Raw genomic sequence first — 23,656 nt, 5'->3', positions numbered from 1 at the left:
ACCTTCCGCGGCCTGTGATGCTCTCCAACGCCTGCGTGAGCCGCTAGCTATTCACATCCGCCCCCACGCCCACGCCGCGACGGGGCGTGTCGGGGGCCGCAGGTGGGGCGGGGTTGCAATAGATTCTCGGGAATTTTGGCGTATAATTAATACATCCAACCAGTAGCAAACTATGAAATACATACTTGCTCTATTATGTCTTTCCGTTCTTTCTACAGGCCAAAATTTCTCACCAAGCCGCCCATCAAGCGACTGGCGCAGGCCTATCCAAATTCCTGATACAGCCAATATATATTGCGAAGGCCCGTCAGGATGGCGTGTGGGAGAGGGCTATGTTGTTGTGCGATTTTTTGATGGGAAAAAGCCCATCATTGCCGCTCCATTTGCCACAGCCTTACCTACTCCCCCACGCCTCTCTAAAAATTCCCAACGCGACTTGCACGTAACTTACCCTCGCTATAATTTTCAATTCGGCACCCTTGTCGCCATTTCGAAAAGTGTGATTGGAGCTAATCCGTCAGGCGTAGAGCCATTGGCTTTTTCCTACACCTACAAGGGGCAAGTGATGACTATCGTGGTGTCTACTAATGCCGACAAGGATGAATACATCGATTCTATCCGTTTTCGGCCAGGTGTTTACAGGATTTGGACGTCGCGCCGCTTGAGCCATGCTCAAGAAATAGACCGGGTTCCACCAGATATGCCTAAACGGCCGAGCTATGCGGGCCAGTTTGTTACGTTTCATGATTACTTAGACAAGCACAAATTCCATTTAGCCGAAAACAACCCATTCGGCGACTGCAAATGCCTTAACCACGCTGGTATACAAAAATTTCACCAGCCGGCCACACATTACATTGAGAATCACCTGAGCGCATACTTCCAAGCTCACAAGGTTGATTCTACGACAAGGAAACTGTATTTCACTCGTTAGAGGAACAGGATGCAAAAACGCTTTCAATTCTATCCCAGCCTTGCCTACCCTGTTTTAGCACGGCAACCGCTTAATTGAGGGTAAACCCCGCCCGCCCCGGCCGTACCTTTGCGGCCTATGAACCTGTTATCCGCCGAGAACATCTCGAAGAATTACGCCGACCGCTGGCTGTTTAAAGACCTCAACTTCGGCTTGAACCTGGGCCAGCGCGTGGCCTTTGTGGGCATCAACGGCACCGGCAAAACCACCCTCATGAAGGTGCTGGCCGGCCTCGAAGCCCCCGACACCGGCGAGGTGAGCGTGCGCAAGGGCATCCGCGTCACCTACCTGGGCCAGAACCCCGTGTTCGACGAAAGCCTGAGCGTGGAGCAAACCATCTTCGCCAGCCAGAACGACACGCTCCGCGCCATCCAGGAGTATGAGCACGTCGTGAACGACCCCGACCACAAATCCGATGACCTCCAGCGCGTGCTCGAACGCATGGACGCCCTCAACGCCTGGGACTACGAAGCCCAGGTGCAGCAGATTCTGGGCAAGCTCGGCATCCTCGGCGAGCTACTCACCCGCAACGTAGCCCAGCTCTCGGGCGGGCAGCGCAAGCGCGTGGCCCTGGCCCGCGTCCTCATCGAAGAGCCCGACGTGCTGCTGCTTGACGAGCCCACCAACCACTTGGACCTGGCCACCATCGAGTGGCTCGAAAACCGCCTGAACTCGCCCAGCCTCACCCTGCTGATGGTGACCCACGACCGGTACTTTCTCGACAAGGTGGCCAATGAAATCGTGGAGCTCGACAAGGGCCAGGTATATCGCTACCAGGGCAACTACGCCTATTTCGTCGAGAAAAAGGCCGACCGCGAAATGCGCGAAACCGTGGAAGTGGAGAAGGCCCGCCAGCTCTTCAAAAAAGAGCTCGACTGGATGCGCCGCATGCCCCAGGCCCGCGGCACCAAGCAAAAAGCCCGCATCGACGCCTTCTACGTCACCAAGGAAAAGGCCAGCACCAACCTCAACAAGCAGCAGATTGAGCTGAGCGTGAAAACCACCCGCCAGGGCGGCAAAATCATCGAAGCCGACGGCCTGAACAAGAAATTCGGCGACAACGTGGTGCTCGACGATTTCAGCTACGTCTTCAAAAAGAAGGACCGGATTGGCCTCGTGGGGCCCAACGGCGCGGGCAAGTCCACGCTGCTCAACATGCTCACCGGCAAGCTGAAGCCCGATTCCGGCACCGTGGACGTGGGCACCAACACCGTGTTCGGCTACTACACCCAGACCGAGCTGGAGTTCGACCCTTCGCAGCGCGTCATCGACATCGTGAAGGAAGTGGCCGAAGTAGTGGAACTGGCCAACGGCGACGTGCTCACCGCCAGCCAGTTCCTCAACCTGTTCCTGTTCCCGCCGGCCCAGCAATACACGCTGGTCAGCAAGCTGAGCGGGGGCGAAAAGCGCCGCCTGCAACTGCTGCGCGTGCTCATCAAGAACCCCAACTTCCTCATTCTTGACGAGCCCACCAACGACCTCGACCTGGCCACGCTCAACATCCTGGAGGACTTCCTGCTGCACTTCACCGGCTGCCTGCTCATCGTGAGCCACGACCGGTACTTCCTCGACCACCTCGCCGAGCACCTCTTCGTACTGGAGCCCGGCGGCGCCGTCCTCAACTTCCCCGGCAATTACACCGACTACCGCGAATACCTCGCCGAGCGCGAAACCGAAGCCGCGCTAATCGAAGAAGAAAAGGCTGCCAAAGCCGCCCGCGCCGCCGCCAAGCTGGCCGCGCCCGTGAGCACGGCCGTAGCCCCCTCGCCCCAAAAGCGCCGCGCCACCTTCGCCGAGAAGAAGGAGTACGAACAGCTCGAAAAAGCCATGGCGACGCTGGAAACTGAGAAGCAGGAAATCACCGCCAAGCTGAACGGCGGTGCGGGCAGCTCGCAGGATTTCGCTGCCTGGGGCGCCCGCCTATCGGCGCTGAACCAGGAGTTGGAAGAGAAGGAATTGCGTTGGCTGGAGTTAGCAGAACTGGCGTAACCCTTTCGCTCATCTGAGTGAGCCAATTGTAAGCAAACAAAAAGCCCCGGCGGTGTGCCAGGGCTTTTTGTTTAAGCGAATATCTGAACAAGTATTGCTGATGTTACCAGCAGACCACCTAGAATCAAGCCAAACCGTTGAGAATTCTTTTGATGCTGGATGCTTTCAATCATCCAAGAAGGAGGTGGTGTGTACATAACGGAAAGCGGTAAAAGTGTGGAAAGGGAATTGAAAGGTACATTAATTAGAGTTTTAATCCCAATTAAACGCTACTGCCCGCGTCGCACCTATACAAAATCTAGCGGCACACGTTGCTGCCTACCGGCGCAGTCACCGCCTATACAGCCTTGCCCACCGCCTGAGCACCATCCGCAAAGTCGATAAAATCCTGGTCATCGACGGCGGCCGCATCGTAGAAGCCGGCTCGCACGAGGAGTTGAGCGAGCGCGAGGGCGGGCTATATGCGAATCTGTTCGGCTGCAGTTTGGGCTGACGTAGCATTTCGATAGCGCTACACACGATTAGGCCCCTTGATTCGTTAGCCTTAGCGAAGCAAGGGGCCTAATCGTGTGCAGCGCATGACATTTGTGAAATCAGAAAATAAGTTGCGCAGAAGCCGGGGAGCTTCGTCACCGGATATGACTCCGTTTGCAGGTGTCGTCTTTCTGATTGTTTGTTTTTACGCTATTACCACACAATTTAAGGGACCACGAATTGGTAACGCAGCACTTGAAGAGCTACCATACCATAGTGGCTCAGGCTGTCTGCCTGAAAATAATGAAGCTGTAATTGGCTTAGATACTGACGGGCATTATTCCTTTTCAGTGAGTGGCCCCCTATTCCAATCCATAACTATTCAAAAAGTCGCAGCAAAGCAAAGTGTTATTTTTTCCGCATCACAGCGCTCAAAATTGAACCAGATTGAGTATATAGATGTAGACATTCGCGCATTACCAGCCATTTTAGAAGAACAATCGAACAACCATTTGGCACTTCTAATCAAAGAGCATTACCCACTTGGGGAAGAGCAACTATTAGCCTGCTCAATGACTTCAAAAAAGGTCATTCAGACATTGGTTCATAAGCCCAGCTACGTGGCATTGCTAATAAACGCTGAAACCAGTGCATCGAAAGTCATGCATTTAATAGAGCTATTACAAAACCAGGGAATTAATCGATTCAATTTAAAGCTTCAGGATGGTTCTCAACAGGCGTCAAGGCATTAATAACTGATAAATTGAATTCCTCAAGCCCGCGCCCCAAACCCGGGTTTCGGAGCAACTGGCTCAGTGAACCTGTACGCCGCGCCTACGGCACCCTACTAAATTAATGAGCTACGCAGAATCAATATCTCACAACCCTTGCTACTCATTATCAATTGTTAGCAATTCCTTCTTTAGTATTCTCGCCAAAAAACCCGCGCCCTAAGCGCGGGTTTCGTATTTTTAGCCCGACAACAACACACTCTCTCCTTTTTCTTACTGATGAACAAGTCCTTTCTGCATTTCTCCGCCGCCGTGGCTACGGCCGTTACGTTAGTGGCCGCCCCGGCTGCCCACGCCCAAATCAAGACGCCCGCCGCCAGCCCCCAGAGCACCATCACGCAGCGGGTGGGCCTGACGGATGTAACCATCGTATACTCGCGGCCCAGCGCCAAGGGCCGCAGCATTTTCGGCAGCGACAACTCGCTGGTACCGAATGGCAAGCGCTGGCGCACCGGCGCCAACGCCACCACCAGCATCAAGTTTTCGGACGATGTAACCATCGATGGCAAGAAGGTGCCCGCCGGCGAGTACGGTATCTACACCATTCCGCGCCCCGGCGAGTGGACTGTGGTACTGAATAAAAGCCTCAAGCAAGGTGCTGACGTAGAAGGCTTCAAGGAAGACCAGGACGTGGCCCGCTTCACCATCAAGCCCTACAAGGTGAGCAGCAAGGTGGAATCGTTTACCATCAGCTTCACTGACCTGACGCCTGCCACCGCCAATGTGGCAATGGAGTGGGAAAACACCGGCGCCAAGTTCAAAATCACGGCCGATGTGGAGAGCAAGGTGATGGCTCAGATTGACGAGAAGGTCATCAAAGCTGCTACCCCCGCCCCGGCCGACCTGGCTGCCGCCGCCGTGTATTACTACGACAACAACAAAGACCTGAAGCAAGCCGTGACCTGGATGGAAAAGGCGAATGCCGCCGAGCCTACCAAGTATTGGAACCTGAACACGGAAGCCAAAATCCGTCTAAAAATGAAGGATTACAAAGGCGCCATCACGGCTGCTGAAGCATCGAAGAAAGCTGCGCTGGCCGCCACGCCGGCAAACGGCGAGTACGTAAAAATGGACGAGGAACTGATTGCTGAAGCTAAGAAAGGCAAGTAAGCCCCGGTGTAGCCTCACACCCGCCCCCTCCCCATATGAGAGGGGAGGATGATAAAACTTGAAAGGCCCGACTCATTTAGAGTCGGGTCTTTTTTTGGGCTTGTTTTATGAGCTGGCCCAGTCGGGCAGCGGTGGTTCTCCTCTCCTTGAGAAGGGGGCGTGCTGTTACGGCAGCACCTTTAGTACGAGTTGTGAGGCCTTTTCCGGTGTGTGGTACAGCCGGTGCGTGGCAGCCTGAAAGTCGCTTTCGTTGGCTTGAAAAATATTATCAACGTACTTCTGTGGGTTTCTATCCACCAACGGAAACCAAGTGCTTTGTACCTGCACCATGAGGCGATGGCCAGGCCGGAAGGTATGCATGAGGTCTTGCACGGTGAAGGGAACGGCGGTGACTTGGCCCGGCGTGAAGGGCTCCGGCTTGCTGAAGCTGTTGCGGAAGCGGCCACGCATGACTTCGGAGCGCACCAGCTGCTGGTAGCCGCCGAGGTGGACGCCGGGCGCGTTGCGCGGATTGTCGCGGGCGCTGTCAGGATATACATCGATGATTTTCACGACCCAGTCGGCATCGGAGCCGGTGGTGGCTACTTGCAGCAGCGCCTCAATGGGACCGGCGAGGGTGAGCGGGGCGGTGAGGACTTCGGTTTGGTAGGTGAGCACATCGGGGCGGCGGCTGGCGAAGCGCTGGTCGTCGGTCATGTATTCGCGAGTCATGGCCGGGGCAGTGGCTTCGGTGTAGGGCACGGGGTGGGCCGGGTCGCTCAGAAACTGGTCGAACTCGAAGTTGACTTCGGGGCGGCGGCGCTCGTTGGTTCCATCGGTGGGCGGACTAAAGCTAAGACCACCGGCCTGGCGGAAGTAGAGTGTTTTGGTCTGAGCGGCTTTGGGCGGCCAGGCGTCGAACTGGCGCCACTGGTTGGTGCCGCTTTCGAACACGGTGGCTTCGGGTAGCTTGGCAGCGGCGGTGGGCTTGGCGTCCTTCAGGTAGGATTTGAAGAACGGGGCTTCAACGTTTTCCTGGTACCACATCGAAGTGGCAGCCCCGTAAGCCACGTTGCCCACCTGCTCGCCAGTGGTATTGGCCCAGCCGCCGTGCACCCAGGGCCCCATCACGAGGCGGTTAGAGAGGCCGGGGTTTTGCTGCTCCAGGGCTTGGTAGGTGTGCAAGGCCCCGAATAGGTCCTCGGCATCGTTGAAGCCGCCCACGGTGAGCACGGCGGTTTTGATGTCGTGCAGGTGCGGGCGGGGGTTGCGGGCCTGCCAGAAGGCGTCGTAGTTGGGATGCTGCACCAAGTCGTTCCAGTGTTTCACCTGACCGTGAAAGAGCTGGTCATCTACGTTTTTGAGCGGGCCGAGACGGTAGTAATAGTCGTAGCCGTCGGGGGTGCCCATTTGCAATTCGGGCGCGTAGGCGGCGGTGGGCTGCGGGCGCGGCTGGCCGAAGCTGGCCCAGAAGCTCACGCCCGTGAGGAAATACGCGCCGTTGTGGTGGTCATCGTCCCAAAACCAGTCGGTGACGGGTGCCTGCGGACTGGCGGCTTTCAGCGCTGGGTGGCGGCTGAGCAGGCCAGCCGTGGTGTAGAAACCGGGATAGGAAATACCCCATTGGCCTACGCGGCCGTTGTTTTTCGGGCCCTTTTTCAGCAGAAAGTCGATGGTGTCGAAAGTATCGGTGCCCTCGTCGATATCCTGCTTGGTGGCATGTTTTTCCAGCGCTGGGCGCACGTCCTCAAACGTGCCTTCCGACATGAACTTGCCCCGCACATCCTGAAACGCGAAGATGTAGCCCTCGTGCAGCATGGCGCTACTTGGGCTGATGCGCAGCAGGTATTTGCCCGGCCCATACGGCCCAATTGAGTACGGCGTACGCTTGAGCATGATGGGGTACCGCACCTTATCAGCATCCTTGGGCGCGTACACGATGGTGTAGAGCTTCACGCCGTCGCGCATCGGAATCTGGTATTCCGTTTTAGTAAAATGCTGCTTGATATAGGATGTATCGGCCAGGATGGTGGCCAGGAACTGCTTTTCCGCGGCGGAGGTAAGCGGGTAGGTGGCCTGGGCACGGGCCGGCACGGCAGCCCAAACGAGGACCGCCGTGGTGAGGAAAGTGGTTGTTTTCATAGGAAGGCGGAGGTGACTGGGCGAATAATTCCGTCATGCCAAGCGCAGCCGAGGCATCTTGCGTGTGCTGGTCACCCAATCGATTTAGATTAGTGAAAGCACGCAAGATGCCTCGGCTGCGCGTGGCATGACGGGCTAAATATACCTTACCCCTTCCTGCGGCCTTGCAGGATAAGCAGGCGCTTCACGTTATCTACTTCAATCTCATCGGGCTGGGTAGCCAGCACGCGCCGGATATCCTTGCCCGAGCGGCCACCGAATACCACCACTTTCAGGCCGGCGGCGTGGGCTTGGGCGGCTTGGTCAGGCGTCACGCGGTCGGCATCGAGCACCACGGTGTGCACCTTTTCGGTGCGGGCTACTTTCAGGCCAAATGCGAACTCATCGGAGGCAATTTCGAGACCGATGCGCACGCCGGCCGGCAGCAGCTTGCGGGCCAGCAGCACCGTGGGCGCTTCCTGCGTGATAAGCAGTACCTGACCGGGCGGCACATGGTAGCGGTCAAGGCTCCGGGCAATCTGGCGGATGAGCAGCGGCGTGCGGTCGTGCTGATGGCCGGGCGGGCGGCAGGGGTCGTCCTCGTGCAAATCGAGGTGGACGAAGGGGAACGTGGGGCGGCGGCTGAGGCGGGCCAGCACAGTATCAAAGGTCACGGGGCGCTCCTTCTGAAACCAGTCGTAGGGCCAGCCGCCGTGGTAGCGCAGCTGCGTGAGCTCGGCGGCCGGGTGCTGGCTGATGCAGCCGTGGCCGTTGCTGCTGTTTTCGAGCTGGGGGTCGTGGTAGAGCATCACCACGCTGTCCTGGCTGAGCTGCAGGTCCATCTCCACGCCATCGGCCCCGATGCGCAAAGCGTGGCGAATGCCGCGCCAGCTGCTCGGCGGCCGGAAATTGAACGGACTGATGGGCGTGAAAAAGCCGGAACCGGCATGGCCCAGTACCACCAGTTTGGGATTGGCGACGGGCTTGGTGGCGGTGCAGGCTGTTAGCTGGAACAGGGCACAAAGGGCCATAGCGGCCCCGGCAAGTAGCGTGGGTTTTCTCATGAAAGGCGACAGCCCAAAGGCCGAAAGAAGCAGAACGGTAAATAGCCGGTCCGGGATATAGGGGCTGGCTCTTGTTGGCCGTCAAACGGTTTGCAACCACCCCATTCAACGATGAGCGGAGGCAAGCCCCGCTCCTACCCGCCTATCCAGTAACCCAAACAGAAACGTGAGGGCTACCACCAGCCACAGCGAAAACCAAACATCACTCAAATAGTGCATGCCCAGCACCAGCCGGCCCAGTGCAATGAGGCCCGGCAGCACCAGCAGCGGCCAGCGCCAGCGTGGAAATGCCACCGCCAGGGGCAGGAACAGGCTGAAATAAATGGCAGTGTGTGACGAAGGAAAGGAATCGTTGTGCGGCCCCGTGGCCCACAGGCCCGTACCTAGGTACCCTGACTTGAACTGCACCTCCGGCCGCAAGCGGTGCACGCTGCCTTTCAGCACATTGGCCAGCACCATGCTGAATTCGTGGGTGAGCAGAAGAATAAGGAAAACAATAGCGCCGCGCCGTTTCAGGGCGTAGCGCCCGATGGCAAACGCCAGCCCTAGCACCAGAAAGATGATGGGCAGCCCCACTACGTGCGTCATGAGGGCCCCATGCACAGCATCGGCCGAGGCGGTAAGGCTGGCGAAAAACGGTGCCGCACCAGCGAAATGCCCGTGAATGAATTGGGCCAACGGCTGGTCAAGCAACAGGATGAGCAAGGCGCAGGCCGGCAGCGAGATAGCCGTAAAGACAAGGAACTGGCGGAGCGTCATGAGCAGGTAGTAGCGTGGACTCTGCGAGTCCGCACCCAGGCGGACGTTGTGCAATGCGCGGACTCGCAGAGTCCACGCTACGTGCTACCCCAGCGCTTGGTTCAGCGCCACAATGGCCGTTTTATAATCCTCGCGGCCCACGATGAATTGAATATTCACCTTGCGCAGCGCGAAGCCCGCGCTGCGGATGTTAATGCCCGAATCGGCCAGTGCGCCGGCTGCCCGGGCCAGCAGACCAGGCTCGTCGATGTTGGAACCGATGAGGCAGACCAGGGCGGCGGTTTGTACAGTCACGTTTTCGTACTTGGCTTCGAGAGCGGCCACGAGCTGGGGTTTCAGGTCCTTTTCCCAGATGAGCAGCGAGATGCTGTTGGCGCTGGTGGCCTTGAAAATATAGCTGACGCCGAGGTCGAAAAACACCTGCATCAGGGTCAGGTCGAAGCCGGCGGCGCCCACCATCAGCGGGTCGTGAATGTCGATGATGACTACTTTCTCGGTGCCCGTAATGACTTCGATGTGCTTGGTTTTCGACACGAAATCGCGGGTAATCAGTGTGCCGGGATGGTCAGGCTCGAAGGTATTTTTAATGCGCAGGTCGATGGCATTTATCTCCAGCGGCTTCGAGGCCTTGGGGTGGATGGCCTCCATGCCCACGTCGGCGAGCTGGTCGGCCACGTCGTAGTTGGTGAAGCCGATGGGGTGGCACTGGTCCACGCCCACGAGGTTGGGGTCGGCGGAGCTGAGGTGGTATTCCTTGTGAATAATAGCCTCCTTGGGCCGCACGGCCACGGCAATCTTGCTGAACGTGACTTCGGAATAGCCCCGGTCGAACTCGCGCATGATGCCCTCGGTGCCCTTGGTGTAGCCGGTGGCGATGCAGATGGTGCGCCGGAAATCTACATCGGCAAAGGCATTGGCAATGCGCTCATCAATGGTGAGAGCTTGCGCGTCGTCGAAGCCGCTGAGGTCGATAAGGGTAGCATGCACACCCCGATTTTTCAAGATATTAACGGAGTTAAAGGCCGAATGCGCCTCCCCTATCGAGGCCAGAATTTCGCGGGCGGCCTGCAAAATATTCGTGCTGTTGACGTAGCCCGAGGCCAGCACATTTACCAAGCTATCTAAGTACACCTGGGCCTGGTCGATGCGTTGCTGAATGAAGGCATCGGCCACGGCCAGGTCGAGTCCCAAGTCCTCATAGTTCTTGTTCAACTCCTTGAGCCTGACGGCTACGTCTTGCAGCGAATGCCGGAAATCCTGGTTCTGGGTGATGTGGTGATACACGCCGGGGGCGCCGGTTTTCTTGTTCTCCAGCAGCCAGTTGGTAACGTTGGCGTAGGCCGACACCACGAAAATGCGGCTGTACAGCGCCGCGCCTTCACGGCCATGGAAGATGATGTTCTGAAGAACATCGGCAAAGGCGGTCATCGAGGTGCCGCCGATTTTTTCTACTGTAAGCACGGGTATATAGCAAGAGGCCAGAAAGCCTGAAAAGGGTAATCAGAACACAAAAGAACGTCATGCCGAGCGCAGCCGAGGCATGACGGGCACTGTAGCGTGGACGCTGCGAGTCCGCGCATTGCCATACGTTCGCCTGGACGCGGACTCGTAGCGTCCAAGCTACAGGCCGCTACTGCGCCACTTCCTTCCCGTAGGAAATCATGTTGGTGATAATGCGGTAGGCGCCGGGCACGCCGGCCGGCAGCTCGCGAAACAGCGACAAGCCGGTGTAGATGAAGTGGCCCTTGCCGTAGTCCGCCACCAGAATGGCGCTTTCCTTGGCCGCCTCGCCGGGGTCGCTGCTGGAAATAACGGGCTGGTATTTCGGGTCCCACTTGGCGGGGTAATACAGGCCCTGCTCCTGCACCCAGCCGTGGAAATCCTGCGCGGTGATTTTGTTGGGCGCGGCCAGCAACGGGTGCTTCCTCAGCGTCACGGGGGCGTCTTCCACCGTCACCCGGTCGGAGGAAAGCGTCAGCGGGTAGGGGCCGATTTCGGGCAGTACGGTGCCGCGGTTCACCACGTATTGCACCACCACGTTGCCGCCCTGCTCGATGTATTTAAGGATTTCGGGCTGCTGGGTTTTGAGGCGGTCCACCGTGTTGTAGGCGCGGATGCCGACTACCAGGGCGTCGTATTGCTTGAGGGTGGCGGCGGTGAGGTCTTTGGGTTCGAGCAGGGTCACGTGGTAGCCGATTTGGCGCAGGGCCTCGGGCACTTCGTCGCCGGCGCCCATCAGGTAGGCCACGTTCTGGCCGCGCTTGCGCAATTCTAGTTTCACGAGCGGGGCCACGGCTTCGGGAAACAGCGTTTGGGTGGGGATGTGGGGGTATTGAATGGTCTGGATGCCGCGGCTGTAGGACTGGCCGGCCACGGTGGCCACGGCGCGCAGCTCCGTTTTGCCGGGGGCGACGCCGGGGCCGGGCTGCACGCGGAACTCCACGGTTTGCTCGGCGTCTTTGGCGGCCAGGGCGAAGGACTGGCTGGCCGGGGTGCTGGTCCAGCCGGCGGGCAGGGTCAGGGCCAGCGTGCCGGCCACCCCGGCGCGGCCGGCACGCAGGGTCACGGGCACGGTCTTGGGCTGGGCATCGGCGAAGACGTAGGCGCGGGCGGCGGGCAGGTTCACGGCCACGGGCGGCACCACGGCCAGCGACTGGTACAGTTCGCCCAGCACCGGGTCGGTGTGCTTGTATTGGACGGGAACAGCGTAATAAAGCTTGGTCCCTAACACGCTCACTACGAAACAAACACCATCACTGGACGGGTTTTCGGGCATCCCAATCAACCTTTGCTGGGGGTAAACAACACCGAAACTTCCCGTAGCCTCATCGGCTGGCATCAAGCTGACGCCATTCTTTGACTCGGCCAGCATAATTGCTGCATCAGTTCCTGATGAAAAGCTCAGCGATTCTGGGACAGAGTACATGCCTACAGTCCCAGGCTTCCTTAACCAATATGGCTGAGATACATCTTCGCTGGTCGACTGATTAATTCTGCGCCGAAGGCTTACCGTTTGCCCGGGTGTTAAAGCAACAGTGGTATCAAGGCTTATTAACTCGTCTCCATAAATCCCAGTAACAGAAACCGCAACCCTTGACCGGTTCAGCGCCTCAAGGGTAAGTTGCAGTGGCTGACGTGGCGCAACAGATACAGCTAGAGCTGTGGCTTCTAAATGCAGACCCAGACAAGCTTTAATCATGCCTTCTACTTGACCTAGCTTTTCGCGCTTCCAGTAGGTGTAATTTCCCTCGTTACCCCTCGCAGTTGGCTTTTTCAGCTGCTTTCGCACCTTCAGCAGCCCGGCCACGCTGGCGCTGGGGTTGCTCGGGTCGTACTTGCGAATCACCTCCTCGATGAGCTTGCCCACATCCGCGCCGCCGGGCACCCGGTTCCAGGTCTGGTCCACGCCTTCGAACAGGTCGTTGGTGGCTTTCTCGCCTTTCACGGGCTGGAAATACTCCAGCGCCTCGCCCCGCTGAGCGGCCGAGCCGAAGCCTTGGCTGCGGTGGTTGCTGCGGCTGCGGGCCGCGATTTCGCCGTAGCTCTGGCCCAGCAGGGGGTTGTAGCCGCCGGCGTCGAGCTTGAGGTAGCCGTCCATGTTTTCGCCGGGTTTGACGAAGAAGCTGCCGGTGTTCCAGAGCAGGCGCTTGGGCTGCCAGGCTTGCACGTATTGCAATTGCTCGGGGAAGCGTGTGGGGTCGCCGGCGGCGTCGAAGGCTTCGGCAGCGAGCAGGGCGCTGGCCTGGTGGTGGCCGTGGCCGGCGCGGGCATCGGGCGGGAAGCGGGTGAGGAGCACGTCGGGCCGGCGCTGGCGGATAACCCACACCATATCGGCCAGCACCTGCTCCTTGTCCCAGATGCGGAAGGTTTCGTCGGAGGTTTTCGAGAAGCCGAAGTCGTTGGCGCGGGTGAAGAACTGCCGGCCGCCGTCCAGGCGCCGGGCCGCCAGCAGCTCCTGCGTGCGAATTACGCCGAGGCCCTCGCGCAGCTCGGGACCGATGAGGTTCTGGCCGCCGTCGCCGCGGGTGCAGCTTAGGTAGCTGGTGTCGAGCAGGCGCTCGTTGGCCAGGTAGGCGATGAGGCGGGTGTTTTCGTCGTCGGGGTGGGCGGCCAGGTACATCACCGAGCCCAGCACGTTGAGCTTTTTGAGGCCCAGCAGGATTTCGGAGGACGTGTAGGACTTGGGCGTTTGGGCCAGGGCGGCCAGGGGCAGCAGCAGCGCCGCCAGCAGCGGGCGTAGGGAACGAATCATGCGCAGGAAACCGGGATGAGGCCGTGAAGTTACCGGGCGCGGGCATTGTATCGTTTCTTGCGCGGGCGGGCAAGAAATCAGCCTTGGTTCCGAATGCGCTCCGCTTTCGCTTCTTCCTCGGCTTCACGCAAAATCTGGCGGGCCTCGCCGAGCAGGCGGCGGCCAGGGTCCAGCTCGTCGCGGGCGATGAGGGCGAAGAGCAGCAGGAATGAGGCAATAGGCAGCAGCCAGCCCAGCGCAAACCACAGCCAGAACGAGCGGCCCCGGCTCTGAGCGCAGTAGCCGGTAAGAATTGGAATAAAAGAAATGGCCACCGCGACCACAAAAAGCATGTCAACGAAGAGCATAGGCTTGCGAGGGTTGGCGGGGTGAAGGAGAGGCGGCTAGAGCCACCAGTGGTAGCCCGAAGATACGTCTTCGAAGGAAATGCTGGAAGCGAGAAACCAGGAATTTTGTTTTGCTATACCACTATTCGGCGCTTTTTTGCGTAGTTCGGCCTGAAGTCGGGCCCGCAGCGGGGTCTGGCTGTTCTGATTATCTGCCCATGTGGGAGCACCAAAGCCTGTTTCGCGTTTCTGCCCAGCTCTTTGCCGAGGGCGTTTTTAACCTGCTCGACCGCAGCCTGCGGCCCGAAGTTTTCCTGCTGGGTCTGGCTTCGGCCAAAGAAACCGACGAGCCCGATGCCGTGGTGCTGGAGCCCGCCATGCTGCGCTACTCGCCCAACGATTTTCAGGACATCAAGGCCGACGCTGCCGCTTTGGAGTTGGACAAAGGCCCGCAGGATTCGGTGTACCACCTGCACCCCAACGACCACGACCGATTTGAGAAGCAGCACTGGTACGAACTGGTGTGCCAGGCCACCGAGAGCAAGCTGAATATCCTTACGGCCAGCCGCCACGAAAACCGGCGCTCGTTCTGCTCCACCCCCGTCAGCTTGCAGGGCTACCTCGTGACGGTGGTGCTGCAGCTGGCTTCCGACTGCTACGACAATTACTACGCGCTGCCCAAGCCCGGCTCGGGCCGCCCCGCCAACCTGCCCCACGCGGCCGTGCTGGAGTTTCTGCACGACTGCACCCGCGCCCTGCGCGAAGCCGACACCGCCGACAACGACCAGCCCGTGCTTGACCGCGACTACAACGAGTTGCTGCGCTCGGCTGGCCGCCGCCTGATGCTGCGCGTGGCCCCCGCCGGCACCCACGGCCTGTACGACGCCTGCAATGGCGTGGCTGCCCTGCGCCACGAGGGCGACGAGGGCATTGGGACCATGCTCATCAGCCGGCGCATGCACCCCGCCGTGGTGCCCGTGCTCACGCTGGAAACGCCCGTGCCCATGCGCGACCACCGCTCCATCCGCAAGCTGCTGGAGCTGAGCGAGGGTCACACTGCGCTCATTTCGGACGCCTCGCACGTCTTCGGCCTGGGCCAGCTTGTGCCCGAAAGTGATTCGCAATACGAGCCCTTGGTGACGGTGCATTTCACCAATCACTACAGCTGGGAAATGAGCCATGCCGGCAACGTGCTGATGCGCGTGGTGAGCAACACCCCCCGCCTGCCCCAGGGCCGCGTGGCCGCCGACAACTTTGCCCGCATCCTGCGCATCGTGTTTCCGTCGCTCGACCCCGACAGCATCGAATACCTCTGGGACCTGGCCCAGCAGGCCACCAGTCAGCCCAACGGCACCATTCTGGTCATCACCACCGGCGCGGCCCAGGAGGCCAAGCGCCTCACCCGCCAAAGCTTCCGGGTGGTGCCGCGCATCATGACGCCCTCTGTCCTGCGCCTCGTCACCAACATCGACGGGGCTGTCCTTATCGAGCCCAACGCCATGTGCCACGCCATTGGCGTCATCCTCGACGGCCTGGCCACCGACAAAGGCGACTCCTCCCGCGGCGCCCGCTTCAATGGCGCCCTCCGCTACGTGAATAGCAGCAAGTACCCCGTGCTAGCTGTGGTGGTGAGTGAAGACGGCTGGATTGACTTGCTGCCATCGTAACTCGGCTTTTGTCTAGCCGACTACGAGTTGATAATCAGCGGGTAACTACCTCGACTTTTAATCGAATAATAAAAACTGAAAAGTCCTTTTTTTGTAGCCTGCTTTGTCTAACTGGCTACAAAAAAAAGGCTTTCATTAGTTTAAAAACGCCTATTACATTTCATTCGGCTGGGTTTGATTGACTGAATTGGGCATTCTATGAAGTCCTTTTCTTCAGTAAATTGATACTGTCCCTATAGATAGGGCGTGCTTATTTGCCAACTCACTTTCGGCAATTGTATGCGTCCTCTCTACGGTTTATTTGTGCTCACCGGCTCCTTGGTTGTTGGCAGCTTCACGGGGGCCATCGCCCAGACTTCTTCTAGTGCTGTGCCTGGCTGGTACGTTGCAGCCGGAGCAGCCTACCATCGCTACGCTCAACCCGAAACCGTGCATACCAAAGGCACCGCCTCGCCTTACGAACTGCAGCCGGTGCAAATATTGGTGGGGCGCCAGTTCGCCAATGGTTATGGCCTGGAAGCTGGGTTTATGCAGGCACAGCGGGCAGCATCCGCCAATAGCGACCCAGTGTATACAGATAGCGGCGACTATTATTACTACTCCACCGAAGCGGTGCAGGCTTTCGCCGTTTCCATGCTGTTGCGCAAGTCTCTTTTGCCTGTGACGGCAAGTCGCTGGCAGCTTGACGGGCGGGCGGGCCTTACTTATGTAATGACCCGCTTCACGGAGAAATATTACAACGTACTGGCACTGAATCCAACTACAACCATTCCTTATTCGGGAAGGCAGCGTAAGCTAGGCGACCTGCCTGTAACCATAGGATTGGCAGCCAGCTACCATATTAGCCCGCGCTTGGCACTAACTGCTGACGCCAGCGCGCATATATCATGGGTATTGTGCATCGCCAGAGTTTTTGGCACATCTGGGTCGCCGGTAGGCGGGGGTGGGGGCATCGGCGTGCGCTACAGCCTGTGAGGCTCGCTAGCCCAACTGCCCCCACCCCTTCTCACTTACCCATTCACCGAGCCCATCATGGCCGCCGGATAGCGGGAGCCGGCGGTTGCGCCCTTCGGTGCAATCTCATCCAGTTGGGCCAGTTCGTCTTTGGTCAGCTCTACTTCCAGCGCACCCAGATTCTCCTCTAAATATTTCACGCGCTTGGTGCCGGGAATGGGCACCACATCATCGCCCTGCGCCAGCACCCAGGCCAGCGCCAGTTGGCCGGCGGTGCAGTCTTTTTGCTGGGCCAGGTCGTTGATGCGGGCCACCAAATCGAGGTTTTTCTGGAAGTTTTCGCCCTGGAAGCGGGGGGTGAAGCGACGGTAGTCGTCCTCGGCCAGGTCTTCAAACTTCTTGATTTGGCCCGTGAGAAAGCCCCGGCCCAGCGGCGAATACGGCACAAAGCCCACGCCCAACTCCCGGATGCTGGGCAGAATCTCGTCTTCCGGCTCGCGGCTCCAGAGCGAATATTCGGTTTGGAGGGCGGCAATGGGATGAACAGCCACAGCCCGGCGCACGGTGGCCGGCGCGGCCTCGCTCAGGCCCAGGAAGCGCACTTTGCCCTCTTCCACTAGGCGGCTCATGGCCCCCACGGTTTCCTCAATTGGCGTGTTAGGGTCGACGCGGTGCTGGTAGTAGAGGTCGATGTGGTCGGTGCCGAGGCGCTTGAGGCTGGCTTCGCAGGCCGCCTTCACGTACTCGGGACGGCCGTTGATGCCGCGCTTGGTGGGGTCGTTGGGGTCGCGCTGAATGCCGAATTTGGTGGCCAGTACCACGCCGTCGCGCTTGCCTTTAAAGGCGCGCCCCACCAGTTCTTCGTTTTTGAAGGGACCATACATGTCGGCGGTATCGAAAAAGGTCACGCCCAGGTCAAGGGCGCGGTGCAGGGTGCGGGTGCTTTCGGCATCGTCCTGCCCGGCATAAAAGTCGGACATGCCCATGCAGCCCAAACCCAGGGCCGAAACAGTGAGGCCGGAGCGGCCCAGTTGACGCGTTTTCATTCGTAAAAAAGAGGATGGTTACGTACAGGTTCTTAAATGATGCGGAGACGCAAAGTGCCGCGTATTTCTGTTGAATGATGAGGCTTTAACGATGCAGCACCGGCCGTTCAACAAACAGACGCGAAGTGCCGCATCTCCGCATCATCTGACGAAAACCAGCTAAGTCTTGTTTTGATTTGTTAGCATTCTCTAAACCCTCGCCCTGGCTTCTCCAAATGCCCGTCTCCCCCATCCAAACGCTTGCCCGCCGTACCTTTGCACCGTGAAAATCTCTCTCAAAAACGCCCTCCACATCACCCTGGCCGCCTCAGTGCTTGCTGCCTGCTCTTCGCCCAACAAGCCCATTGGTGAGAATGGTGCCCCTTCCGAAGCCAGTGCCGCCGAGATGACCCTGCTCAACCAGCACGATTCTCTGATGGCCCAAACCGCACAGCTCTATAAGTTTAAGAGCAAGCTCTCGGGCTACCACACCGAGGCTGCTGCGCCCTACATCCATGGCCTGCTGGCCGCCGATGCTGCCATGATGGGCTGGATGCACCAATACAAAGCCCCCGACACCACGGCCGCGCCCGCCACCCGCCTCACTTATTTCCGGCAGCAGCAGCAGGTGCTCGATGCCGTGAGCCGGCAGTATAAATCCACCCTCGACTCGGCCACCCGCTTCACCACCGAGCACCCCGCCGCCGGCGACGTGCCGCCCCCCACCAAATAACCCTCGCATGTTCAAACGCCTGTTTTTGCTGCCCGCGCTGGCGGCCACCCTGCTCACCACTGCCTGCACCGAACCGCCCAAAACGGCCGCCACATTGCCCATTTTGGGCGAGCGCGACGTACGCCCCCGCGCCGACGGCGGCCCCGCCGATACCATATACCAGGCCGTGCCCACCTACCAGCTGGTAGACCAGGCCGGCCAGCCCGTCACCAATCAAACCTTTGCGGGCCGCGCCTACGTCACCGATTTCTTCTTTGCTACCTGCCCCGGCATTTGCCCCAAGCTGCAGAGCGCCCTGCTGACGGTGTATAAGAAATTCCCCACCGACCCGCGCATCAGCTTCCTCTCCATCACCATCGACCCCGAGCACGACAGCACCGCCGTGCTGAAGGACTACGCCGAGCGCTTGGGCATCAGCGATGCTGCCCGCTGGCATTTCGCCAGTCTCGGCGACCGCGCCAAATCGTTTGAGTTGGCCAACCACCTGCTTACCGGCGTGGTACCCGATAGCCTGGCCCCCGGCGGCCTCGCCCACAACGGTGTCCTGGCTCTCGTTGATGACCAAGGCCGCATCCGTGGTGCTTACGATGGGTTGAACGCCGAGCAGGTTGCCAATTTGCAACGCGACATTCCCATTCTGCTGGCCGAGATTGACGGGCGAAAAAAGGGCGTAGCCAAGCAATAGAAGCATCTTGTGTAGCTCACTGCTCAGATGACGCGGGTGGAGGGCCTTTCCCCCGGCCCCTACGCCGCTTGATGCGCGGAATGACGGAGAAGGGGGCAGAGGGTGAGGCCCAACGCCCGAACGATGCCGCCGTTAAATCATCCAACAATGCCCCGTCGCTCCCTCCCTTTCGCCGTTCTGGCATTGCTCGCTCTTCCCGGCTGCTTCAGCAACAACCGCCACCAGGGCGAGCGACTCTACGTGCAGCATTGCGCCAGCTGCCACGGCGACCAGGGCCAGGGCCTGGAGCGCCTCATCCCCCCACTGGCCGGCTCCGACTACCTCACCGACCACCGCGGCGAGCTGCCCTGTCTGCTCCGCAACGGCCAGAATGCCGTTATCGTGGTAAACGGCATTGGCTACCACAACGTGATGCCCAGCAACAAAGGCCTCAGTCCCGCCCAGCTTACCAATTTGCTCAACTACATCGAAAGCCACTGGGGCAACGAAGCCGCCCCCCGCACCATTCACGATGTGGAGAAGCAGCTGGAAGGCTGTCGGTAAGAACCAGGCAGGAATGGCCGGTCTTTCTTAAGTTGACAAGGGCCTGTGCAAGTGCCCACCAAACTAAGCATAACCGGCCACCACGATGCTAATTCCTCATTCTTCCTTCCTAATTCTTCGCTAATTCTCCCTTCTTCAACCCATTTTTCGCCGTAGATTGCGCTCCAATCCACTCAGCATTCTGAATTCACTATGGGCCTGCTAGACTTCCTGAAAAATAAACCCGCCGACCCCAAGCCGGCCACTCCCGCCACCCCCGGCGCTCCCACTCCTGCCGCCGACAAACCCGCCACGGGCCCCCGCTACCAGGGCTCTAAATACACGGCCCCCCCCGAGCCCGGCATCCCGCCCATGCCCGCCATGCCGCCGGCCTTCCAGCTGCCCGAGCCGCCCCCCATGCCCTTCGAGCCCGAGAACGTGCTGGAGCAGCTTCTGCTGCTGGCCGCCACCGATGAAAACGCTCGTCCGGCTTTCTACCAAGCGCTGCTGCAGGAAGAAATTCTCATGATTCTGGCCCCGATGGAAGGCATCGAGCCCGGCGAAGTGAAGCTCGCGGAAGGTCAGGAAATCCAGTTGCAAGTGCTCAACGACGGCAAGCTGCCCGTCTTCTCCTCGCCGCCGCGCCTAAGCGACGGCGGTGTCGACAATGGCCCCGTGAGCTACGTCCGCATCCCCGGCCACGCTTTTTTCAGCATGGTACAGGGCCAGGACTGTGTACTGAACCCCTTCTCACCCGCTGGTAAGCTCCTGCCGAAGGACGAGTTGGCGGCCCTCCTCAACGGCCAGCTCACCGGCCCGCTCTCGCCGGCCGGCGGCGATGCGCAGGTGCTACTTAGCCAGCCCGCCGAGCACCCCGCCGCCGTGGCCGACGCTATTGCCGCCTGGGCCGCTACCCAGCCCCACATCGAAGCTGCTTACCTCGCCCAGATGCAACTGGCCAACAACCCCGACGTGCCCCGCCTGCTCATGGCCTTCCTTAGCACCAACCCAGACCCCAGCTTCATGCAGGAGCTCGGCCCCGTACTCGAGGGCAAAACCAACGCCTACCAGTTCGTGGATTTGATGCTGCTGGACCTGGATTCAGAAGAGGGCGTAAACCCCTATTTCAAGCAGGTTGAACCGTTTTACACGAAAGGATAAGCACCAGTTATTTAGCTAATGCTCAGAACGTCATGCTGAGCAAAGCCGAAGCATCTCTACCGCGCAAGTAATTGATTTACTAGGTGACGGTAGAGGTGCTTCGGCTTTGCTCAGCATGACGTTCTTTTTTCTCATTTATCTCATTCCATCCTACCTTACTTCCATGAAATTTCCGGTCCTCCTGCTTCTCCTAGCCCCCTTCGCGGCTCTCGCCCAAAAGCCGGCCCCGCTCCTGCCGCTAGCCGACCCGGCCATTCAAAAGCTGGTGGATGAGATTTCGGCCAAAAACCTGGAGGCTGACGTTCGAAAGCTGGTTTCATTTGGCACGCGCCATACGCTGAGTGACACGCAGAGTCCTACGCGCGGCATCGGTGCGGCCCGCAACTGGGTGCGCGACGAGTTCCTGAAATACAGCAAGGCCGGTGGCGGACGCATGACCGTGGAGATGGATACCTTCACCATCAAGCCTGATGGCCGCCGCATCAACCGGCCCGTGCTCATGGCCAACGTGCTGGCTACCCTGCCCGGCACCGACCCCGCCGATACCCGCGTCATTCTGGTGAGCGGCCACATCGACTCGCGCGTGAGCGACGTAATGAACGCCATTGCCGACGCCCCCGGCGCCAACGACGACGGCTCCGGCACCGTGCTGGTGATGGAGCTGGCCCGCGTGCTGGCCGGGCAGAAATTTCCCTGTACCCTCAAGTTCGTGGCTGTGCAGGGCGAAGAGCAGGGCCTCTACGGCTCCGGCCACCTGGCCGAGCGCGCCAAGAAAGAAGGCTGGAACCTGATTGCCATGCTCAACAACGACATCGTGGGCAACTCCCACGGCTTCGACCCCGAAATCAGCGACGACAAGCGCCTGCGCGTGTTCAGCGAAGGCGTACCGGCCAACGAGACGCCCGAACAGGCCAAAGTCCGCCGCCAGCTTAGCTCCGAGAACGACGCGCCCAGCCGCCAGCTGGCCCGCTTCATCAACCGGGCTGCCCAACTCTACGGCCACGGCCATCAAGCCGTGCTGGAGTATCGCCCCGACCGCTTCCTGCGCGGCGGCGACCACACGCCGTTCAACCAGCAGGGCTTTGCCGCCGTCCGCTTCACCGAGATGAACGAGGATTTCACGCACCAGCACCAGGACCTGCGCACCGAAAAAGGCCGTGCCTACGGCGACGTCGTCGAAGGCATGGATTTCGCATACCTACGTCGCAACGCTGGCATCAACCTCGCCACCATGGCCGCCCTGGCTCTCGCCCCCGCCGCCCCCGTCAAGGTCGAAGTCCTCACCGCTAATCTTACCAACCGCACCGAGCTGCGCTGGCAAGCGCCGGCCACCGGCCCCAAACCCAGCAGCTACGTGGTGCTGGTGCGCGAAACCAGCGCCCCGCAGTGGCAGCAACGCATCCCAGTCTCGGGCACTACGGCCGATTTGTCCATCAGTAAGGACAATTTCATTTTCGGTGTGGCCTCCATGGATGCCGCCGGGCACGAGAGCGTAGCCGTGCTGCCGGTGGTAGGGCGGTAGGATTATGTATTATAATAACCGCTTTATGAGAATCGTAACGCTAGTAAGTATTTTAATTGTTGTTGGTGTTTCCTCTTGTTCCTCCGATGTGGCAAAGAAAGATGTGCAGCAACCTTCCTCACAACCAAGAAGAACTACAACGGCTGCAAGCCCCCTTGCAACAGTGCAGCAGTTTTTGGCCTGGTATCGTCCAACACAGGATTCGTTAGGCAGCCTGCCAATTGTGCCAGCTTGGTTAACCGATGATGGCGACACATCTGATATTTATAAAGTAGATTTTAGGGTTGCGGAACTATACTTGAATGTCTTCAGGGCTAGCGGGTTTGTGTCCGAGGGCTACTTGGTAAACGAACGAAGGGCAATTCAAAAGGCCGATAGCACAATGCAGGCAGACCGACAATCGAGCGGCCCACCCCAAGGGCTTAATTACGACCAAGTTGTTTTTTCGCAAGACCCGGCTTCCGATTTGGAAAAGCTGCTTCGCACGACACCCACTACAACTGTTCGGGGTGATACGGCACGGGTATATTTCTCCCAGCTTCCAGAACCCGCAGATTTACGGGAAGGAGTTGACTTGGAATTCTTGCTTATTCGCCCACAAGGCAAATGGGTCATCGAGAATATTCGACCTGTATTTATCGATTAATCTGGCTGTAATGCCAATGCCCCAACAGCGATACATCCCCCAAAACCTCTCCTAACCCCAACCCGCCATGTCGCTGTCCATCATTCTTCTCATTGTTGTTCTCATCCTGCTATCCGGCATCCGCATTGCGCAGGAATACGAGCGGGCCATTGTGTTTCGGCTGGGCCGGTTTGTGGGCGGGCGGGGGCCGGGGCTGTACTGGATAATTCCGTTTCTGGAGCGCCAACAGACCATTGATATCCGCACTAAAACGGTGGATTTGGAGCAGCAGGAAACCATCACCAAGGACAGCGTAACCATTAAGGTGAACGCCGTGCTGTGGTTCCGGGTGGTGAACCCGGCCGACGCCATCATCAAGGTGGCCAACTTCAACCAAGCGGTTTACCAGTTATCGGTCACAGCCTTGCGCAACATCATCGGCCAACACCAACTGGATGAAGTGCTGCGTGAGCGGGCCGCCATCAACTCCGCGCTGATGCAGATTGTGGACGCAGCTACCGAGGCTTGGGGCGTGAAAATTGAGCTGGTCGAAATCAAAGACGTAGAAATTCCGGAATCCATGCAGCGGGCCATGGCACGCGAGGCGGAGGCCATTCGCGAGAAGCGCGCCCGCATTATCAAGGCCGAGGCCGAACTGGAGGCGTCAATCAAGCTCACGCAGGGCGCTAAGCAGATGGAGGAAAGCCCAATTGCCCTGGAGCTGCGCCGCATGCAGATGCTGTCGGAAATCGGTATCGACAACAACACCACGACGGTGGTGCTCATCCCATCAGAATTCACCAACGCGGCGAAAAGCTTCACCCAAATGATTAATCAGCAGGATAAGTAGCCAAAGTTCGAACTGCTGACCAGCCGCCTCGCGCTTAGTCGCGGGGCGGCTGTTTTGTTGCACTGCACCAGAAT

20 protein-coding genes are annotated in these 23,656 nt (G+C 59.2%); 13 read left to right on the top strand and 7 right to left on the bottom strand.

Annotated elements, in window-relative coordinates:
• Positions 1 to 172 precede the first annotated feature (172 nt).
• From J4E00_RS07560 to J4E00_RS07545, 4 genes are all read left to right on the top strand, one after another.
• A complete protein-coding gene (locus tag J4E00_RS07560; RefSeq protein WP_208174536.1) occupies positions 173 to 934 on the top strand; it encodes a hypothetical protein in 762 nt (253 codons plus the stop codon).
• Between the two features lie 117 nt (positions 935 to 1,051).
• Positions 1,052 to 2,962: an ABC-F family ATP-binding cassette domain-containing protein gene (locus tag J4E00_RS07555; protein ID WP_208174535.1), complete on the top strand. Its 1,911-nt coding sequence runs from the start codon at positions 1,052 to 1,054 to the stop codon at positions 2,960 to 2,962.
• Positions 2,963 to 3,540: 578 nt separating this feature from the next.
• Positions 3,541 to 4,188, top strand: a complete 648-nt coding sequence (locus J4E00_RS07550) for a biopolymer transporter ExbD (protein ID WP_208174534.1) — start codon at positions 3,541 to 3,543, stop codon at positions 4,186 to 4,188.
• A gap of 258 nt (positions 4,189 to 4,446) precedes the next feature.
• Positions 4,447 to 5,337 (top strand): DUF2911 domain-containing protein, encoded by an 891-nt coding sequence (locus J4E00_RS07545; RefSeq protein WP_208174533.1) that lies wholly within the window; start codon positions 4,447 to 4,449, stop codon positions 5,335 to 5,337.
• A gap of 165 nt (positions 5,338 to 5,502) precedes the next feature.
• Here the strand turns inward: J4E00_RS07545 and J4E00_RS07540 are convergent, their stop codons facing one another.
• The 6 genes from J4E00_RS07540 to J4E00_RS07515 form a co-directional block, all read right to left on the bottom strand.
• Positions 5,503 to 7,458 (bottom strand): CocE/NonD family hydrolase, encoded by a 1,956-nt coding sequence (locus J4E00_RS07540; RefSeq protein ID WP_208174532.1) that lies wholly within the window; start codon positions 7,456 to 7,458, stop codon positions 5,503 to 5,505.
• 146 nt (positions 7,459 to 7,604) lie between these two features.
• Positions 7,605 to 8,501 (bottom strand): glycerophosphodiester phosphodiesterase, encoded by an 897-nt coding sequence (locus tag J4E00_RS07535; protein ID WP_208174531.1) that lies wholly within the window; start codon positions 8,499 to 8,501, stop codon positions 7,605 to 7,607.
• A gap of 105 nt (positions 8,502 to 8,606) precedes the next feature.
• The gene (locus tag J4E00_RS07530; RefSeq protein ID WP_208174530.1) at positions 8,607 to 9,260 is read right to left on the bottom strand and encodes a phosphatase PAP2 family protein; all 654 of its coding nucleotides are present in this window, start codon (positions 9,258 to 9,260) and stop codon (positions 8,607 to 8,609) included.
• Between the two features lie 84 nt (positions 9,261 to 9,344).
• The gene (locus J4E00_RS07525) at positions 9,345 to 10,721 is read right to left on the bottom strand and encodes an aspartate kinase (RefSeq protein ID WP_208174529.1); all 1,377 of its coding nucleotides are present in this window, start codon (positions 10,719 to 10,721) and stop codon (positions 9,345 to 9,347) included.
• A 169-nt stretch (positions 10,722 to 10,890) separates the two neighbouring features.
• Positions 10,891 to 13,512, bottom strand: a complete 2,622-nt coding sequence (locus J4E00_RS07520; RefSeq protein ID WP_208174528.1) for a PIG-L family deacetylase — start codon at positions 13,510 to 13,512, stop codon at positions 10,891 to 10,893.
• Between the two features lie 77 nt (positions 13,513 to 13,589).
• Positions 13,590 to 13,859 carry a hypothetical protein gene (locus J4E00_RS07515; RefSeq protein WP_208174527.1) on the bottom strand — a complete coding sequence of 90 codons (270 nt, stop codon included), beginning with the start codon at positions 13,857 to 13,859 and terminating at the stop codon, positions 13,590 to 13,592.
• 197 nt (positions 13,860 to 14,056) lie between these two features.
• On the opposite strand from J4E00_RS07515, the gene J4E00_RS07510 reads away from it, so the two are divergent.
• Entirely contained in the window at positions 14,057 to 15,505 is a 1,449-nt protein-coding gene (locus J4E00_RS07510) for a diadenylate cyclase (RefSeq protein WP_208174526.1), read from the top strand.
• 279 nt (positions 15,506 to 15,784) lie between these two features.
• Positions 15,785 to 16,480 carry a hypothetical protein gene (locus J4E00_RS07505; protein ID WP_208174525.1) on the top strand — a complete coding sequence of 232 codons (696 nt, stop codon included), beginning with the start codon at positions 15,785 to 15,787 and terminating at the stop codon, positions 16,478 to 16,480.
• A 35-nt stretch (positions 16,481 to 16,515) separates the two neighbouring features.
• On the opposite strand, the gene J4E00_RS07500 is transcribed toward J4E00_RS07505, so the two are convergent.
• Entirely contained in the window at positions 16,516 to 17,505 is a 990-nt protein-coding gene (locus tag J4E00_RS07500; RefSeq protein WP_208174524.1) for an aldo/keto reductase, read from the bottom strand.
• A gap of 262 nt (positions 17,506 to 17,767) precedes the next feature.
• Between J4E00_RS07500 and J4E00_RS07495 the strand changes: the two genes are divergently transcribed.
• The 7 genes from J4E00_RS07495 (at position 17,768) to J4E00_RS07465 (ending at position 23,582) form a co-directional block, all read left to right on the top strand.
• A complete protein-coding gene (locus tag J4E00_RS07495; RefSeq protein WP_208174523.1) occupies positions 17,768 to 18,217 on the top strand; it encodes a hypothetical protein in 450 nt (149 codons plus the stop codon).
• A gap of 7 nt (positions 18,218 to 18,224) precedes the next feature.
• Positions 18,225 to 18,902, top strand: coding sequence for an SCO family protein (locus tag J4E00_RS07490; RefSeq protein WP_208174522.1), 678 nt, complete (start codon positions 18,225 to 18,227; stop codon positions 18,900 to 18,902).
• Between the two features lie 147 nt (positions 18,903 to 19,049).
• The gene (locus tag J4E00_RS07485) at positions 19,050 to 19,445 is read left to right on the top strand and encodes a c-type cytochrome (protein WP_208174521.1); all 396 of its coding nucleotides are present in this window, start codon (positions 19,050 to 19,052) and stop codon (positions 19,443 to 19,445) included.
• Positions 19,446 to 19,637: 192 nt separating this feature from the next.
• Complete coding sequence (locus J4E00_RS07480; RefSeq protein ID WP_208174520.1) at positions 19,638 to 20,585, top strand: enhanced serine sensitivity protein SseB C-terminal domain-containing protein; 948 nt, start codon at positions 19,638 to 19,640, stop codon at positions 20,583 to 20,585.
• A 163-nt stretch (positions 20,586 to 20,748) separates the two neighbouring features.
• Positions 20,749 to 22,107 (top strand): M20/M25/M40 family metallo-hydrolase, encoded by a 1,359-nt coding sequence (locus tag J4E00_RS07475; protein ID WP_208174519.1) that lies wholly within the window; start codon positions 20,749 to 20,751, stop codon positions 22,105 to 22,107.
• A gap of 25 nt (positions 22,108 to 22,132) precedes the next feature.
• Entirely contained in the window at positions 22,133 to 22,753 is a 621-nt protein-coding gene (locus J4E00_RS07470) for a hypothetical protein (protein ID WP_208174518.1), read from the top strand.
• Positions 22,754 to 22,820: 67 nt separating this feature from the next.
• The gene (locus tag J4E00_RS07465; RefSeq protein WP_208174517.1) at positions 22,821 to 23,582 is read left to right on the top strand and encodes a slipin family protein; all 762 of its coding nucleotides are present in this window, start codon (positions 22,821 to 22,823) and stop codon (positions 23,580 to 23,582) included.
• Positions 23,583 to 23,656: the final 74 nt, after the last annotated feature.

It is taken from the genome of Hymenobacter negativus (assembly GCF_017571495.1).
Taxonomy (GTDB): domain Bacteria; phylum Bacteroidota; class Bacteroidia; order Cytophagales; family Hymenobacteraceae; genus Hymenobacter; species Hymenobacter negativus.
Note: the sequence above shows the minus strand (reverse complement) of the source record. Positions and strands in the feature narration are given on the sequence as shown.

Excerpts from the sequence above, each read along its gene's own strand:
- J4E00_RS07560 (WP_208174536.1), top strand. The coding sequence starts at position 173 with ATGAAATACATACTTGCTCTATTATGTCTTTCCGTTCTTTCTACAGGC.
- J4E00_RS07555 (WP_208174535.1), top strand. The coding sequence starts at position 1,052 with ATGAACCTGTTATCCGCCGAGAACATCTCGAAGAATTACGCCGACCGC.
- J4E00_RS07550 (WP_208174534.1), top strand. The coding sequence starts at position 3,541 with ATGACATTTGTGAAATCAGAAAATAAGTTGCGCAGAAGCCGGGGAGCT.
- J4E00_RS07545 (WP_208174533.1), top strand. The coding sequence starts at position 4,447 with ATGAACAAGTCCTTTCTGCATTTCTCCGCCGCCGTGGCTACGGCCGTT.
- J4E00_RS07540 (WP_208174532.1), bottom strand. The coding sequence starts at position 7,458 with ATGAAAACAACCACTTTCCTCACCACGGCGGTCCTCGTTTGGGCTGCC.
- J4E00_RS07535 (WP_208174531.1), bottom strand. The coding sequence starts at position 8,501 with ATGAGAAAACCCACGCTACTTGCCGGGGCCGCTATGGCCCTTTGTGCC.
- J4E00_RS07530 (WP_208174530.1), bottom strand. The coding sequence starts at position 9,260 with ATGACGCTCCGCCAGTTCCTTGTCTTTACGGCTATCTCGCTGCCGGCC.
- J4E00_RS07520 (WP_208174528.1), bottom strand. The coding sequence starts at position 13,512 with ATGATTCGTTCCCTACGCCCGCTGCTGGCGGCGCTGCTGCTGCCCCTG.
- J4E00_RS07515 (WP_208174527.1), bottom strand. The coding sequence starts at position 13,859 with ATGCTCTTCGTTGACATGCTTTTTGTGGTCGCGGTGGCCATTTCTTTT.
- J4E00_RS07510 (WP_208174526.1), top strand. The coding sequence starts at position 14,057 with ATGTGGGAGCACCAAAGCCTGTTTCGCGTTTCTGCCCAGCTCTTTGCC.
- J4E00_RS07505 (WP_208174525.1), top strand. The coding sequence starts at position 15,785 with ATGCGTCCTCTCTACGGTTTATTTGTGCTCACCGGCTCCTTGGTTGTT.
- J4E00_RS07500 (WP_208174524.1), bottom strand. The coding sequence starts at position 17,505 with ATGAAAACGCGTCAACTGGGCCGCTCCGGCCTCACTGTTTCGGCCCTG.
- J4E00_RS07490 (WP_208174522.1), top strand. The coding sequence starts at position 18,225 with ATGTTCAAACGCCTGTTTTTGCTGCCCGCGCTGGCGGCCACCCTGCTC.
- J4E00_RS07485 (WP_208174521.1), top strand. The coding sequence starts at position 19,050 with ATGCCCCGTCGCTCCCTCCCTTTCGCCGTTCTGGCATTGCTCGCTCTT.
- J4E00_RS07480 (WP_208174520.1), top strand. The coding sequence starts at position 19,638 with ATGGGCCTGCTAGACTTCCTGAAAAATAAACCCGCCGACCCCAAGCCG.
- J4E00_RS07475 (WP_208174519.1), top strand. The coding sequence starts at position 20,749 with ATGAAATTTCCGGTCCTCCTGCTTCTCCTAGCCCCCTTCGCGGCTCTC.
- J4E00_RS07470 (WP_208174518.1), top strand. The coding sequence starts at position 22,133 with ATGAGAATCGTAACGCTAGTAAGTATTTTAATTGTTGTTGGTGTTTCC.
- J4E00_RS07465 (WP_208174517.1), top strand. The coding sequence starts at position 22,821 with ATGTCGCTGTCCATCATTCTTCTCATTGTTGTTCTCATCCTGCTATCC.